Below are 16,013 nucleotides of genomic sequence, written 5' to 3'. Positions count from 1 at the left end.
TCAGCTTACAAGTTACTCCCCTTTGCAAGCCGATAAATTACGTGGCTGGCCGTCAGGAATCAATCGTCTGCCCGTCATATTTTGAAATATTTACACTCAGGCACTGTCGGCCGGAAAGACCACGCCGGTCTGACGTCGGATCTCGGTCAGTAATTTTGCAACGCTACGGGAAATGTCCAGCGCCGGATGGCTGACATGGCGCTGTTCTACCAGTCGTACAAAGGTTTCTGCTTCATACAGCAGGGTATTGATGTGTTGAGGCTGGCTCCAATCCTGTTTCTCCCCGACACGCGGAATAAAGGTCACAGATGGACACTCAGAAATACGTGTCACCACCAGCGATCCCGCTTCCCCCTGGATTTCACTGGCCAGTACCGAGTCGCTGACTTTTGAGTGCACTATCGTGACATCAAACTCACCATAATTCAGATTCACAGTGCCGTGGCCGTCCACGCCACTTTCCAGCAGGGTGGCCGAGGCAAGCACCTGCCGGGGCTCGCCCCACAGCGTGACGGCGACCGCCAGGCAATAGTAGCCGATATCCATGATGGATCCGTTGGACCAGCGAGGATCGAAGGTGTTGGGATGTTCGCCGTTCAGGTAACGCCGATAACGGGACGAGTACTGACAATAGTTCAGCAGCGCTTTGCGCACTGTGCCAAGCGCAGGCAGTCCTTGTTGGAGTTGAATAAAGTTAGGTAAGCTGGCGGTCTTGAAGGCTTCGAACAGCACCACCTGATACTGGCGGGCGCAGGCGATCATGGCTTCGACCTCGTGCAGATTCGAGGCCAGCGGTTTCTCACAAATGACGTGCTTGCCCTGCGACATAAACAGCATGGCCTGCTGACAATGCAGGGCGTTGGGACTGGCGATATAGACGGCATCGATGTCAGGACAGGCGGCCATGGCCGCCAGCGACGTAAAGCGCTGGTCGCAGGGATAGTCATGACAGAATGCCGCCGCCTGCTCCCGGGTACGTGAATAGACGGCACACAGCCTCATCTTGCCGGTTTCGTGTGCCGCCTCGATGAACTGACGCGTTATCCAGTTCGTTCCCACAATGGCAAAGCGAATCACAGTGATCTCCTGCGCAGGTAAAAGTGCAGAGTAGCATCCGGCATCCGGCAGGCAACATCAGACGTTGATCCTGAGATCGCCATTCCAATACTATGTCCGAATACCGCACGTTAAGCACAAGACGGGGAGCGCAGGTGAAAGGAAGCAAACACGCATTAAACTGGACCACATTACTGATTGCCGTGCCGGTGGGCTGTGCCGCCTCGTTAGTTACTTTGCTGTTCCGTGAAACGATTGAGTTCATCAATTATCTGCTGTTTGGCCGCAGCAACGACATCACCGAATCCATCCATCTCTGGCCCATGCTGTTCTGGCCCGTTCTGGTCGGCGTGGGCGGTCTGCTGGCCGGTTTCTTCCTGCGCTACGCGGTCGCGATAGAGCGGCAGCAAACCGTCAAGACCGACTATCTCGAAGTCATTAATGCCCGCCTTGACGCCGTGCCGACGAAAACCTCCCTTTTCCGGGCGCTGTCTTCGGTTGCCAGTATTGGCAGCGGCGCGTCAATCGGTAAAGAAGGCCCAATGGTTCAACTGGCCGCGCTCTGTGGCAGCATGATCGGCCGCCTGTTGCCGCCTGGCGTGCAGTTAAAAAACAGCGACGTCGTCGCCATGGCCGCCGCAGCCGGGCTTTCCTCGGTCTACCATGCGCCGCTGGCATCGGCCATTTTCGTGGCAGAGATCGCGTTTGGTATCTCCGCCCTGCAACGCCTGATTCCGCTGGTGGTCTCCTCCGCTGTTGCGGTCATGACCATGTGGGCGCTGGGCTTTCGTAATGCGCTTTATCCGCTGGCCGAGGTGAGTTTCACGATGGATGTCAGCAGCCTGCTGATTACCGTCCTGATTGGCTTACTGTCCGGGCTGGCCGGTTTGCTCCTGATTCGCCTGATCGCCCGTGCTAAAACGCTGTTCAGTCGGGTCCGGTCCTTACCGCTACGTCTTGGGGCGGGTGGCTTTGCCGTGGGCCTGCTGGCGCTGGTCTCGACCGATATCCTGGGGAACGGCTATGAAGTCATTGTAAAGGTGATGGCAGGGCATTATGTGTTATCAGGTTTACTGCTGCTGCTGGTCTTAAAAACGCTCGCGACCAGCCTCTCGGTAGGCTCCAATGCGGTGGGCGGGTTGTTTACACCGTCCTTGCTGATCGGGGCGCTGCTGGGTATGGTCATCGCGTTGTGTGGGGTTGCCCTGCATCTTCCCCTGAATAATGTCCTGCTGTTCGCCGCTGTTGGCATGGCGGCCGTCCTGGCGGCCGTCAGTCAGGCGCCGTTAATGGCCATGTTAATGGTGCTGGAAATGACGCTCAACAGCAGCCTGCTGTTTCCGGTGATGATAGCGGCCGTTCTGGCGACAATGGTGGTCTACCGCCTGCAAATGGCCAGTACTTATCCCGTCGTGACGCACCATTTCAACCGTTCTGAAGCCAAATATGACTTCGATAATATGCGCATCAGCGAACTGATCATTCCGGGGGCGGCCCTGCAACCTGAGGCCTCGGTTGGGGAAGCACTGGCGGTGAGTTCGCTTAAGCGTGAGCGCTATGTGTACGTCATCAATGCGCAGGGCGCGTTTCTGGGCGTGGTTTCCATTCACGAAATATCCCGCCGGGTGCTGGCGCAGGAGATTAATCTGGACTCGCCGGTGCAGTGCGTGATGGATGAGGATTTCCCGGTGGCCTATCAAAACCAAAGCCTGCGGGAAGGATGGGAAGCTTTTGCAGCCGTCACGCTGGAACGTCTGCCTGTCCTGAATAATCCCCAGGAGCGCCGTTTTTTAGGCGCGCTGACCAAAACCAGCCTGATTCAGAAAGCGCAGGAGTTTCTCTAAGCCGCATTGCCCTGCAAAGCCTGTTCTGTCATCCACAGGCGGGCGTCGAATTCGAGCTGGTGATAGTCCGGTTCCATATGGCAGCACAGCTGATAAAACGCCTTGTCGTGATTTTTCTCTTTCAGGTGCGCCAGCTCATGTACCACGATCATGCGTAAAAAAGGCTCAGGCGCCTGGCGGAAAAACGTGGAAATACGAATCTCCGCTTTGGCCTTCAGGTTGCCGCCCTGCACACGGGAAATGGCCGTGTGCAGGCCCAGCGCGTGCTTCATCACCTTGATTTTGTTATCCCAAATCACCTTATTGATGGGCGGCGCGTTGCGCATGAAGCGGTTTTTCAGTGCCAGCGTAAAGTCATACAGCGCCTTATCACTCATCACATCGTGTCTGTCGGGATAGCGCTGTTGCAGCACCGGGCCCAGACGCTGGCGATCGATGAGCGTTTGCACCTGTTCAAGGATGGACTCAGGATAACCCTGAAGATAGATCAGTGAGGACATTAGAGATTCCCGGCGAAAGACAGTATACTGCGCCCCCTTTTTGGGGCGAAAATCAACCAAAGTGTACCACGCCGGAGAATTCATGAGCCAACTTGAACTGAACGATCGCACACTGATCCTGCACCGTTTCCCGCAGATGCGTGACGAAAGTCCGTTACAAGCCTGGGATGCCGCTGATGAATATCTCCTGCAGCAAAGCCTGCCGCCTGGTCCAGCGTTAATCTTTAACGACAGCTTTGGGGCGTTAACCTGCGCACTGAATACTCGTCCGCTGTGGCATATCAGTGACTCCTGGCTGAGTCAGCAGGCCACGCGTCAGAACCTGCGCCTGAATGCGCTGGACGACAGCGATGTCCAGTTCCTTGACAGCCTGGCACCGTTGCCGGCCGCACCGGCACTGGTCTTGATCAAAATTCCTAAAACCCTGGCGTTGCTGGAGCAGCAACTGCGCGCAGTGCGTCAGGTTATCACGCCAGAGACCGTGATAATGGCGGCGGGGCGTGCGAAAGAGATTCATACCTCCACTCTGCAATTGTTTGAGCAAATCATTGGTGAGACCAAAACCTCACTGGCCGTCAAAAAAGCGCGCGTGATTTACAGCCAGTTCACCCAGCCCGCGCTGCGCGAAAAATCGCCTACCCAGGTCTGGTCGCTGGACGGTACGCCTTATCAGATCCATAACCACGCCAACGTCTTTTCCCGCTCTTCACTGGATATTGGCGCGCGCTTGTTCATGCAGCACCTGCCGGAAAATATTGAAGGCGAGATTGTCGATCTGGGCTGTGGCAACGGCGTGATTGGCTTGATGGCGCTGGCACAAAATCCCGAGGCGGAGGTGCATTTTCTTGATGAGTCATACATGGCGGTGGCGTCCAGCCGGTTAAACGTAGAGATCAACCGCCCGGACGATCTGTCACGCTGTCAGTTCCGGGTCAATAATGTCCTGAGCGGTTATCCTTCCGATACGCTGCATGCGGTCTTGTGTAATCCGCCGTTCCACCAGCAGCACGCGGTGACCGATCACCTGGCCTGGCAGATGTTCCGTGACGCAAAGCGCTGCCTGCAATACGGCGGGGAGCTGCGCATTGTCGGCAACCGTCACCTGGATTATCACCACAAGCTGAAGAAGCTCTTTGGCAACTGCACCCTGGTTGCCTCCAACAAAAAATTTGTGGTGCTGCGTGCAGTGAAAATGCGTTAACTACAGCGTTAACGCCAGCGCGGTGGCCTGGGCTATCGCCCGACGGGCATCCAGCTCCTGCGCGACGTCGGCCCCGCCAATCACCTGCACGGGTTTACCGTTTGCCCGCATCGCCGCTTCCAGCTCGCGTTGCGGCTCCTGACCGGCACAAATAATCACGTTGTCGACCGGCAGGAGCAGGCGCTCGCCGTCGCGCCGGATATGCAGCCCTTCATCATCAATCGCCAGATACTCAATCCCGCCCCACATTTCAACTCCCCGTGACTGGAGACTGCTGCGATGGATCCAGCCGGTCGTTTTCGCCAGCGTGGCACCGGGCTTGCCGGGCTTGCGCTGAAGCAGCCAGATTTGACGCGGTGAAGGCTGTGGCGCGGGCGCAATCACGCCGCCGCGCTGCGTCAGGCTCTGATCGATGCCCCATTCGCGATAAAAATCCCCGGTGGTTTCGTTTGCGGGCGGTTCAGACAGATATTCAGCCGTATCAAACCCGATCCCGCCCGCGCCAATAATCGCCACGCGTGCACCAACCGGACGCTTATCCGCCAGCACGGCCAGATAGCTCAGGACTTTGGGGTGATCAATGCCGGGGATATCTGGCGTACGCGGTTTAATGCCGGTCGCCAGGATGACTTCATCGGCGTCTGCCAGCAGGGGAGCGGTGACCCGACAGCCTGTTTTGATTACCACGCCCGCCGCCGGCAAACGATGGCGAAAATAGCGCAGGGTTTCGCGGAATTCCTCTTTCCCTGGGATCTGTCGGGCGATATTGAACTGTCCGCCGATCTCATCGGCCGCCTCATAAAGGGTGACCTGGTGGCCGCGTTCAGCCGCCTGTAAGGCAAACGCCATACCTGCCGGACCGGCCCCTACAACCGCCAGCCGTTTGGGCATGTGCGCCGGTGTCACCGGCATGAGGGATTCGTGGCAGGCGCGCGGGTTGACCAGACAGGCGGTGACGTGACCGGCAAAGATCTGATCCAGACAGGCCTGATTACAGGCGATACAGGTGTTGATACTGTCGTCATCCCCCCGTTGCGCCTTGCTGACAAACGCGGCATCGGCCAGGAACGGTCGGGCCATGGAAACCATGTCCGCACAGCCATCCTGCAAAAGCTGTTCTGCCACCTGTGGTTGGTTGATTCGATTCGTTGCCACCACGGGCACGGCAACGTGTTGGCGCAAGCGGCGCGTGACCCACGCGAAGGCGGCGCGGGGCACGCAGGTCGCAATGGTCGGAATGCGAGCTTCGTGCCAGCCAATGCCGGTGTTAAACAGCGTCACGCCGCAGCGTTCCAGCGCTGTTGCCAGTCGTAGCGTTTCGTCCAGCGTACTGCCTTGCTCAATTAGGTCCAGCATCGACAAGCGGAAGATAATGATAAAACGGTCGCCGGTGGCCTGACGGACCGCGCGGGTGACCGCTAAAGCAAACTGCATGCGCCCGGTAAAATCGCCGCCCCAGCGGTCCTGACGCTGGTTGGTGTGCGGTACCAGAAACTGATTAATCAGGTACCCTTCGGAGCCCATGATTTCTACGCCGTCGTAGCCCGCTTTTTGCGCCAGACGGGCACAGTGCGCGAAGTCGGCAATGGTCTGCTCAACCTCGGCGTCGCTCAGTTCCCGCGGCGTAAAACGGTTAATGGGGGCCTGTATTGCAGAGGGCGCAACCAGATCGCGCTGAAAACTGTAACGGCCAGTATGCAAAATCTGCAGCGCGATTTTTCCCCCGTGCTGATGCACGGCGGCGGTGATTTGCCGGTGCCAGTCACACTGTGAATCCTGGTTCAGCACCGCACCGTGTGCGGCGGTCACGCCCTGAGGATTGGGCGACACGCCGCCCGTCACGATCAGCGCCACGCCTTCCCGTGCCCGTTCGCCATAGAATGCCGCCAGCCTGGCCGCGCCATCTTCACGCTCTTCCAGACCGGTGTGCATAGATCCCATCAAAAAGCGGTTTCTGAGCTGAGTAAACCCCAGATCAAGGGGCGTAAACAACGCCGGGTAGGATGAGGGCAGCACAGTCATAATCACTCACAGATAAAGTGGTCGGATGAGTTAGCTTTAACCATTTTTCTGTTAAAAAAAAGTGAAATGGCATCAGGCTGTGAGAAACATCATAAAAGCGGCCTTAGCCGCCACATAAAACGGCCAGGCCGGGGAAATGCAGGGGAAGGCCAGCGGATGTGCACGCAACCTCAGCGGCGGCGAATCCAGGAATAGCGGGAACGATAGCCACTGCCGTGATGCGTGTTGAAACGGTAGCTGGCGCCCGCCTCGGTAGTGCAATAGGTGCACTGGTGGACAGGGTCAATGTTTTCTGCCGGAATGCCTGCTTTTATCAGCATTTGCGTCGCCAGATACGGTAGATCAAACCAGACACCGCCACGGGTAGCAACGGCCTGGGGGCGCTGAGCGCCGGGATTGTGGGGCTGAACCGCATAATAGCGCAGGGGCAATGGCATGTCGGGCATCTGTTCAATCTCTGCCAGACGTTGACGATCCAGCTCAAAACAGCAGGGAGCCAGCGCCGGGCCAATCGCCACCGTCAGGCTCGCTGGCGTGGCACCGCGTTCGCAAAGATGCGCTACCGCCCGATACAGCACGCCAGCCAGGGCCCCCTGCAGACCAGCATGAACAGCGGCAACCTGTTTCTGCTGGCTGTCGGCAAACAGCACCGGTAAACAGTCGGCCGTGTAAACCGCGACGGGGCGGTGGCCGGTGGCGATCACGCCATCTGCATCACCGCTTTTGGGTGGAATAGTGTGAGTGTCGGTTAACACGACGGCGCTGTGACGCTGATGGGCATAGGCGGCATCATCAGGAGGCGGTTCGCCTGCGGGCTGAAACGCATAATCGACCCAGTCAAGTGCATCAAGCAACGGCGAACGCGGTGTAGCGGGCATCCTCATCTCCTGTTGAAACAGCGTGTAATGTTGCTGCCCTCAGCTTACGTTAACTGCTACATTTTTGAAGCGTTACCCACTTAAATCTTTCACACCTTAGGATAAAACGATGAAACATTCAGTGAATTTCGCGCTGTCGGCGGTGGTTGCGCTGGCACTGGCAGGTTGCGCGCAACCTGCCCGACAGCAGGCACAGCAGCAACTGGGGCAACAAACGGTCCTGGCCCTGAACTGGTTCCAGCAGTCCGGCGAATATCAGGCGCTCTGCTGGCAGGCATTCAACAGCGCCCGTCTGGCCTTTGATCAATCGGCTTCGCTGGCGGGCAAGCCTAAAGCGGTCATTGTCGATTTAGATGAAACTATGCTGGACAACAGTGCCTATAGCGCGTGGCAGGTGAAGAATGGCCAGCCTTTCAGCGACAAAACCTGGTCAGCCTGGACACAGGCGCGGCAGGCAAAAGCGGTTCCCGGCGCGGTGGAATTCGCCCGCTACGTCAACAGCCATGGCGGCACCGTTTTTTACGTTTCCAATCGCGATCAAAAAGACTATGCCGCCACGGTGGCCAACCTGCAGCAGCTTGGCTTCAGCGGAGTCAGTGAGAAAACGGTCAGCCTGAAAACCGACTCCTCAAACAAGCAGGCGCGTTTCGATGCCATTAAAAATGCGGGCTACAATGTCGTTTTATATATCGGTGACAACCTGAATGATTTTGGCGGCGCAACCTGGCATCAGGGTAACGCGCAGCGTCGGGCATTTGTCGACAATAATCACGCGCTTTTCGGTACGCAATTTATTGTTTTACCCAATCCATTGTATGGCGACTGGGAAAGCGGCATGGCGGAAAATTACAATAAGCTGACACCACAACAACAGCTTTCCGTTCGTGAGGCGCGCCTCAACGCCTGGAACGGTAAATAAAATGTCAATATGAAGCGCCTGCACTGGGCGGGCGCCTTCACGTTGGCTCAAATATTTACTTACATCCGTCACTATTTTCACGCAAATTAAATTAACTATCTCTCGCTTTAATTTACCCCTTCATTAAGACGGATTCACTGCCTGCATTAAATAAAGGCGGTTAATCGTGCTATTCATAAATTCTGCATTTAAGACTAATCCTGGTCTGCGGCGTCGCTGTTATTTTAATTACTTAGTTCGCTATGAAATTTTTGTATTTATTTGTCAATTTATAAATCATGGCGTGAATTTTATGTGTTTGATTTTAAATGAATAAAATTAAAATAGCTGCAAAATTTGGTGGTATGACCTCTTAATCTTATTTACGTTTTGATGACGTTAGTTGAATAAAGTCTTACACAGGCAGGCAGTGTTTTGGCGCGTGTAATATTCCAGGTGCATTGAAAATGATAAGCGGCTATAACCTTTTAATGTGATGGAGTTCAGGTTTCATTAGCCCCTCGGCCAAATAAGGTGAGCGGGTTCACTCCGTGGTTCGCCTGGAAATGATATTCCCGGTAGTTAAGAGAAGATGATTGTGACGACACTTAAACCCTTATTAGCGAAAAATCGCAGTTGGGCCTTACAGCGCCGCCAACGTAACCCCGCCTATTTTGAAAAATCGCTCTATCAGCAAAAACCGCATTCATTATGGATTGGCTGCTCAGACAGTCGGGTACCGGCGGAGGTGTTAACGGGTTCCCATCCTGGCGAGCTGTTTGTTCATCGTAATATCGCCAATATGGTCGTGGCGGAAGACGACAATCTGCTGAGTGTTCTGCAATATGCCGTCTTCTTTCTTGGCGTGAAGCGCATTGTATTAAGCGGTCACTATGGTTGCGGCGGCGTTCAGGCGGCTCTGAATCTGCCTGGCAGTCCGTTAGCGACGGAGGATTCTGCACTGGCGCGTCGTATTACCTGTTTGCGCGACGGCCTGGCAAGCCATCTTGGCGACCCGACGGCGCAGGAAACCGAGGGTGAGAAACTGAACCGTCTGGTGGAGGCAAACGTGCGGGTGCAGTTTGCCAGGCTGGTGGCTTCCGACCCTGTCCGTCAGGCCTGGCAATCTGGTCAGGAACTGGATGTGTTTGGCTGTGTTTACGACCTGCAATCGGGTCATCTTAAAGAGTTGATTCAGCAATCTGCAGAGGAGTCTTCACCATGAATCTGGATACGTTACGCCGCGATGTGCCGGCAGGGCTGGTTGTGTTTCTGGTCGCACTCCCGCTCTGCCTCGGTATTGCTCAGGCCAGCGGTTTACCGCCTTTTGCCGGCTTACTGACCGGTGTGATTGGCGGGATAATCGTGACATCACTCAGTCCGTCACGCTTCGCCGTCAGCGGTCCTGCGGCAGGACTGGTCACTATCGTGGTCGCCTCGATGGCCACGCTGGGAAGTTTTTCCGCGTTTCTCACTGCGCTGATCATCGCCGGGCTTTTACAGTGCCTGTTTGGTCTGCTGCGCGCTGGCCGTTTTATTGCACTCGTGCCCGGTAGCGTGATTAAAGGTATGCTGGCGGCGATTGGCCTGCTGCTGATCATGCAGCAAATACCGGTGGCGCTAGGAGCCGGCGGCAGCGTAAAACTGGTGTCGCTGGTAAACGGTGAAATGACCTTTTCGCTCTCGGCGCTGTTGGTGTCGTTGGTGGGCTTGTTCATTTTGTTTGCGTGGACAACCGGCCCCATCAAGCGCATCAAGGCGATAGCCTGGATCCCGGGTCCGCTCTTTGCGGTTCTGTTTGGCTGTGGGGTGACAGTATTGGGGGCGCGACTGTTCCCGTCACTCACCGACGCCTTACCGCGTATTTCACTGCCCGCTTTTGACAGCGTTTCGGCGATGATAGCCGAACTTGAAACGCCGGACTGGATGGCCTGGCAAAATCCGCAGGTGTGGGTTGTCGCGGTGACGCTGGCGCTGGTGGCCAGTCTGGAAACGCTCCTGAGCCAGGAAGCCCTGAAAAAGCTACGTCCGCAAAATCCTGCGCCATCGCCCAACAGAGAAATGTTTGCTCAGGGCATTGGTAACATAACGGCGGGCTTCTTGGGTGCAATGCCTATCACGGCGGTTATTGTTCGCAGCTCAGCAAACGTCAACGCAGGCGCACAAACCAAATTGTCCATTTTGCTTCATGGTGTGATGTTGCTGATTTGCGGTATGTGGTTTAGTGAGATGCTGAATGCCATTCCGCTTGCCAGTCTGGCTGCGGTCCTGCTCTATACCGGTTATAAGCTGGCTGCACCGCGACTGTTTATCGAACAGTTTCGTATGGGCGCACAGCAGTACGTCCCGTTCCTGGCGACGATTATCGGAATTATCACGTTGGGAATGCTGGTGGGAATCGGCATAGGTATTGCCACTCAAATTATCTACAGCATCTACAAGAGTCATCGCAACGCCTTGCAGCTTACGCGCTATGACGACCACTATGTGCTGCGTTTTCAGCAAAATTTGACGTTTTTGCACAACCCTAAACTTCAGGGCCTGCTGGAAAAAATTCCCGAAAATAGCGTGGTAATTGTTGATAACGATAATGCAGAATACATCGATCCGGATGTAAAAGCCGTGTTGAAAGATTTTGGTGAAAATGCTGATAAACGAAACATACGCCTGAGTCAGTGGCCGGTGGCGGTGAAATAACCAGACATCGGTATTCTGGAATTTACAGCAGAAAAATCGGATATCTCGGATATCCGATTTTTTTATTTGTAAGACATAATAGGCAGGGATGTCTGTCAGCCCATTCGTTACCGGTAACCTGTTTCAATACCCTGACGTTCGCCTGTTTACTGTTGTTTTTCTCTGAATGGCGCAGACACGAATCAGGCTTTAATGATGATGATAACGCCACATACTTTGTGGGCGGCGAGATAGTGAGCCTCTTTGTGACAAGGTCCGGACGTATGCGCGCTAAGCTGTTTGAAGAGCATAATGCTAAAAAGAGTGCCTTCTGGCTGTTTATGATTACGCTGATGTTTTGTTTCGTTGGCGGTCATCTGCGCATTCCCCACGATTTATCCCTGTTCTGGCCGGTAAACGTGTTTATTGCCGGTATGATGCTGCGTTATCCCTTCCTTCACCGAACCCGTTTTTATCTTATTTGCTTTAGTGCGATGGTATTTAACGATACGGTCTTTTCGGGCTGGACGTTACCGGCATTTACGCTCAATGTCGCCAATATTCTGTTTATCCTGATATGCGTACTAGTGATGGGAAAACAGTATCAGCATGATTCCAGCAGTGAACGCATCTCAAATGCCTTACGGATCTTCCCCGCCTGCCTGCTGGCGGCGTTCGGTTGCGCCACCTGGGGCGCACTGGCACAGGTAGGCAGTGTCAATGCCGCGTTCGCCGATGCCTGGATGAACTGGTTCAGCGAACAGTTTTCGACCGGCTTAATGCTGTTGCCGTTTCTGTTGACCCCAAACTGGCGCGTGATGTTCTCAGGGCTACGGGTAAAGGTGGGGACGATTCTGCCGCTTATCGCCGTGGGGCTGTCCTTAACGACGGGGGCCTTAATGGGCGGCGCAGGCAGCCTGACGCTGCCGGTGCCGGCGTTAATCTGGTGCGCCATTGTCTTGCCCATCCCGCTCACCAGCCTGGTGACACTGATAACCGGCATCAGCCAGATCATTTTGGTTTCCCATGGCGTCATGCATATCCAGGGCGATTCAAGCCTGCTGCCCATCAGTCATCTGACGTCAGCGCGACTGGGCGTGGCTACGCTTGCCATCAGTCCTCTGATTGTGGCGGTCAGCGTGGATGCTATCCGTCAGCTCAATGAGCGGCTGGCTCTGCGCGCCGATTACGATTTTCTTACCCAGTTATTATCGCGCTCCGGCCTGTATGAAAGACTGCGTAACGAGCCCAGCTATGCGCAACGTCAGGTCGGCGTGATCCTGCTGGATGTGGATTACTTTAAATCAGTCAACGACAATTTCGGCCATGATGCGGGCGACAGCGTGCTGGAAGAGATTGCCCGCCGCATTTCGCCGCTGGTTGGCAGCAAAGGGCACATTTGCCGTTTTGGCGGAGAAGAATTTGTGGTGGTGCAGTTCGATCTGTCTCCGGAGAAAATCTATTCGCTGGCGGAGGGGATTCGGCAGAGCATTGTCCGCGAGAAATTTGTGCTGCAGGGCAATGCCGTCACGATCACGGTGAGCCTGGGCCTGGCAAACGGCGAAGCCCAACCGGGTACGGCCTGGGCTGAGACGATTAACAACCTGATCTCCGCAGCCGACAAAAATCTCTATATTTCCAAGCGAAATGGCCGCAATCAGACATCGCCGGGCAAAGCCCATAATGAAATGACCAGCGACGTTGCCTGAGCAGGTCGCTGGACGCACATTAATGAATACTGGTTTTCAGCAGGGCGCTCTGTTGATGGCGTGCGATAGCCAGTTCAATCAGTCGGGTAATCAGGTCCTGATAGCTCAGGCCCGCCGCCTGCCACAGTTTGGGATACATGCTGATATTGGTGAAACCGGGTAGTGTATTCACTTCGTTGATCACGATTTCGCCTTCCTCGGTATAAAACACGTCGACACGCGCCATGCCAAAGCATTCCAGTGTGGTAAATGCCTTAATCGCTACCTGGCGAATCGCCGCATCGACGTCCGGTGGGATGGCGGCAGGAATCACCGTTTGTGCGCCGGTTTCGCTGATGTACTTTGTGTCGTAGGAATAGAAGCCTTCTTTCACCACCACTTCGCCACACGGGCTGGCCTGTGGCTCTTCGTTACCCAGCACCGCACATTCGATCTCCCGGCCTTTAATGGCTTTTTCAATCAGGGCCTTACGATCGAACGTAAATGCCATTTCCAGCGCGGGCAGGAGCGCTGCGGCATGGGTCACTTTACTTACGCCCACCGAGGAGCCCTGATTGGCAGGCTTAACAAACAGCGGCAGGCCGAAGCGGGCGATGACGGCTTCGGTGTCCAGTTGGTTCAGCTGTGAAGACGTGACGCTCAGCCAGGGGGCAACCTGCAAGCCGGCATCGCGTAACAGACGCTTGGTGAAATCCTTGTCCATGCTGACCGCCGACCCCAGCACATCCGACCCGACAAAGGGCAGCGACGCCATGCGCAGTAACCCCTGCAACGCGCCATCTTCGCCTTGCGTACCGTGAACCACCGGAAAAATGACATCCAGCTGTGACAGGGAATGCGCATCGTCACGGGCAATGAGTGGCTGCTCAGGTTCGCCGGGAATCAGGGCAATCTGTTTTGCCGTGCGATTGAGGGCAATCAGTGACGGATTTTCTGCATTCAGCAGGAAGCTGGAGGCGTCATTGAGGTGCCATTGCCCTTGTTTGTCGATACCCAATAGCACGACCTCAAACCGGGTCTTATCAATGGCATCAACGATATTTTTTGCTGACTGCAACGACACTTCATGTTCTGAAGATTTCCCGCCAAAGACGATGCCAACCCGCTGTTTTTTCATCAAAGGTATCCACATAAACGCAAATCACTACCATAGCATGCGCATTGTCATAAAAAACAGCCGGATGAACGGGAGCGCCTTCTGTTGTGCGTCGTGATCAGCTCGCCGGGCAAGGTCGGAGAGAAAAGAGGAGACACGCGATTCAGAATGCTTGCGACGCTTCATTACCTCGCAAGGAGTAGCGCCTGAATTTCCTTCAGCGTACTCCTCAACACGGGGTTAACGAAATGACGTATATTCAAAAAAATCTGTCATCGAATAACTGGCTGATTTTGTTTAAGGAAAAATAATTAACTACTCTTATAACGGTATTGTGTGCGGGGCCACTATGATTGATGCCAGCTCAGATGACGCCTCAACACGGTGAGAATCTGCACACAGGTAAAAAGTGTCGCTTGCTGCCTGCGGATGAATACTGCCACTCATTCAGTACTGTAGAGAACAAAAGTGACGTTTATTCTGCCCTTTGTCTGGCTGATTAGCGTTTACTATCTGCATAATTTATTCTCAGCACATCCCGTTATGTATCGCAGAAAAATCCATCTTCGAACGTTACTCACCGCGTTATCGATAGGAAGTGTCATTGTGACTTCCGGCTTGCTGCTGGGCGCGCTGTTTCTTTTTCAAAAAAGTAATATTGAAGAGTCGCTGCTGGACAGCAATATTGCCTATGCCCGTAAGCTGGCCGACACCACCGATCACTATCTTGCCATTGCCCAACGTGAACTGGCCTGGAGCGCCGGTCAGATCGCTGACCTGAATAACGTTCAGCTGTTACATCGCGAAACTACGCGCCTGTTACAACAGTCAGGTTTTTTCAACTCGGTAGTCGTGCTGGATAACCATTCCATTATCGCCTCCATCTCGCCTGAAAGCCTGTCTCTGCTGGGTGTTAAGGTGGACACCGCTGAAACGGAACAGGCGAATAAGCTACAAAAACCGTTTATTTCTTCGCCTTTTATCTCACCCTCGGGCAACTATGTGGTCTTTATCTCGCATCCCCTGTTTGCGCATGACGGTCATTATCTCGGCTTTATTGGGGGAACGATTTACCTGAAAAAACAGAGTATGTTGAGTGACATCCTGAGCCAGCATTATTACGGTGATGGCACATCGGTCAGTATTGTCAGTGATGATGGCACGATTATTTTCAGTCAGGATCCGACGCGTGTCGGGACGCGCATGGCGTTAAGTCAGCCGTTACAGAAACGCCTGGCGGCCACGATGAGCGGCCAGTTTATGATTCAGGACGCGGGCAAAAAGTACCTTATCGGTTACGCCAGCCTGCAAAAAACGGACTGGAATATCTTTATGTCCGGTACCTCAGAAACGGTAAATGGCCTGATGATGCATACGGCCAGAAATGCCTTCTGGTTTATTCTGATCATCATCGTCCTGACTGCAACCTGCATGGCCTTTCTGGCGTCCCGCATCTCTTATCCGCTGGAAAAACTGGCAGGCATGGTGCGTGACGGGGGAAGTGAGGCCAGCCCGGATCCGCTGTCATCCGTTAACACCTGGTACAACGAAGCTGACAGATTAAGAGAAGCGGTTCAGCATCATCGGCGTGCGGTCGCAGGGCATGTTGCGGACCTGAACGATAAAGCCATGACCGATCCGCTGACCGGATTAAATAACCGTCGCGGTTTCTATGCACAGGCGGCTCAGCACCGCGAGGAGCCTGTGCAGAGTGCGATTGCCATCGATATCGATCACTTTAAAATCATCAACGATCGCTATGGACACGATGCTGGCGACAAAGTCCTGGTGAGCCTGGCGGGTTTGTTAAGAAAGCGCTGCCGTACGCTGGATGTAATCAGCCGGTTCGGCGGCGAAGAGTTTGTGCTGCTGCTGCCGGGCACCTCTATGGGCGACGCGGCCGCAATGGCAGAACGCATCCGTGAGGCCGTCAGTCATACGGTGTTCCCGTTTATCAACAGCATGACGGTTTCCCTCGGCGTCGCTACCTTAAACGGTTTGGGCGACGACGCCTCACTGCTCAGGCGAGCAGATGAAGCGTTGTACGCGGCAAAAGACGAAGGCCGTAACTGCGTCATGGTGAACCATGAGGGGAACATTTCTCGCTATCCTGCCAGGTAACGCCGTGGGCGT

General features: G+C 54.7%; 12 protein-coding genes. 7 read left to right on the top strand and 5 right to left on the bottom strand.

The features are described from left to right. Positions 1-96: 96 nt before the first annotated feature. On the bottom strand, positions 97-1,077 hold the full coding sequence (locus RAC60_RS16565; protein ID WP_375094052.1) for a Gfo/Idh/MocA family protein: 981 nt from the start codon (positions 1,075-1,077) through the stop codon (positions 97-99). Between the two features lie 134 nt (positions 1,078-1,211). Between RAC60_RS16565 and RAC60_RS16560 the strand changes: the two genes are divergently transcribed. Further along, entirely contained in the window at positions 1,212-2,900 is a 1,689-nt protein-coding gene (locus tag RAC60_RS16560; RefSeq protein WP_185200445.1) for a chloride channel protein, read from the top strand. On the opposite strand, the gene RAC60_RS16555 is transcribed toward RAC60_RS16560, so the two are convergent. After that, the gene (locus tag RAC60_RS16555) at positions 2,897-3,400 is read right to left on the bottom strand and encodes a M48 family metallopeptidase (RefSeq protein ID WP_006118297.1); all 504 of its coding nucleotides are present in this window, start codon (positions 3,398-3,400) and stop codon (positions 2,897-2,899) included. The genes RAC60_RS16560 and RAC60_RS16555 overlap by 4 nt on opposite strands. Positions 3,401-3,482: 82 nt before the next feature. On the opposite strand from RAC60_RS16555, the gene rlmG reads away from it, so the two are divergent. Continuing rightward, entirely contained in the window at positions 3,483-4,601 is a 1,119-nt protein-coding gene (gene rlmG / locus RAC60_RS16550) for a 23S rRNA (guanine(1835)-N(2))-methyltransferase RlmG (protein WP_033739973.1), read from the top strand. On the opposite strand, the gene RAC60_RS16545 is transcribed toward rlmG, so the two are convergent. Together RAC60_RS16545 and RAC60_RS16540 are read right to left on the bottom strand one after the other, a co-directional pair. Next, positions 4,602-6,623, bottom strand: a complete 2,022-nt coding sequence (locus RAC60_RS16545; RefSeq protein ID WP_375094051.1) for an FAD-dependent oxidoreductase — start codon at positions 6,621-6,623, stop codon at positions 4,602-4,604. 170 nt (positions 6,624-6,793) lie between these two features. Further along, positions 6,794-7,501: a polyphenol oxidase family protein gene (locus tag RAC60_RS16540; RefSeq protein ID WP_375094050.1), complete on the bottom strand. Its 708-nt coding sequence runs from the start codon at positions 7,499-7,501 to the stop codon at positions 6,794-6,796. A 109-nt stretch (positions 7,502-7,610) separates the two neighbouring features. Here RAC60_RS16540 and RAC60_RS16535 point away from each other — a divergent pair, with 109 nt between their 5' ends. The 4 genes from RAC60_RS16535 (at position 7,611) to RAC60_RS16520 (ending at position 12,784) form a co-directional block, all read left to right on the top strand. Continuing rightward, positions 7,611-8,420, top strand: a complete 810-nt coding sequence (locus RAC60_RS16535) for a 5'-nucleotidase, lipoprotein e(P4) family (RefSeq protein WP_006118227.1) — start codon at positions 7,611-7,613, stop codon at positions 8,418-8,420. A gap of 571 nt (positions 8,421-8,991) precedes the next feature. Beyond that, entirely contained in the window at positions 8,992-9,624 is a 633-nt protein-coding gene (locus RAC60_RS16530) for a carbonic anhydrase (protein WP_033739968.1), read from the top strand. Continuing rightward, positions 9,621-11,096, top strand: a complete 1,476-nt coding sequence (locus RAC60_RS16525) for a SulP family inorganic anion transporter (protein WP_006118229.1) — start codon at positions 9,621-9,623, stop codon at positions 11,094-11,096. The genes RAC60_RS16530 and RAC60_RS16525 overlap by 4 nt, the downstream gene beginning before the upstream one ends. A 263-nt stretch (positions 11,097-11,359) precedes the next feature. After that, entirely contained in the window at positions 11,360-12,784 is a 1,425-nt protein-coding gene (locus RAC60_RS16520; protein WP_375094049.1) for a diguanylate cyclase, read from the top strand. Positions 12,785-12,803: 19 nt separating this feature from the next. Here the strand turns inward: RAC60_RS16520 and ddlA are convergent, their stop codons facing one another. Continuing rightward, positions 12,804-13,901 carry a D-alanine--D-alanine ligase gene (gene ddlA, locus RAC60_RS16515; protein ID WP_033739964.1) on the bottom strand — a complete coding sequence of 366 codons (1,098 nt, stop codon included), beginning with the start codon at positions 13,899-13,901 and terminating at the stop codon, positions 12,804-12,806. A 522-nt stretch (positions 13,902-14,423) separates the two neighbouring features. Here ddlA and RAC60_RS16510 point away from each other — a divergent pair. Further along, on the top strand, positions 14,424-16,001 hold the full coding sequence (locus RAC60_RS16510) for a diguanylate cyclase (RefSeq protein WP_033740108.1): 1,578 nt from the start codon (positions 14,424-14,426) through the stop codon (positions 15,999-16,001). The last annotated feature ends 12 nt before the right edge of the window (positions 16,002-16,013 follow it).

It is taken from the genome of Pantoea sp. BR_17, assembly GCF_041955125.1.
In the GTDB taxonomy this organism is placed as follows: domain Bacteria; phylum Pseudomonadota; class Gammaproteobacteria; order Enterobacterales; family Enterobacteriaceae; genus Pantoea; species Pantoea stewartii.
This window is presented reverse-complemented; position numbering and strand designations above follow the sequence as displayed.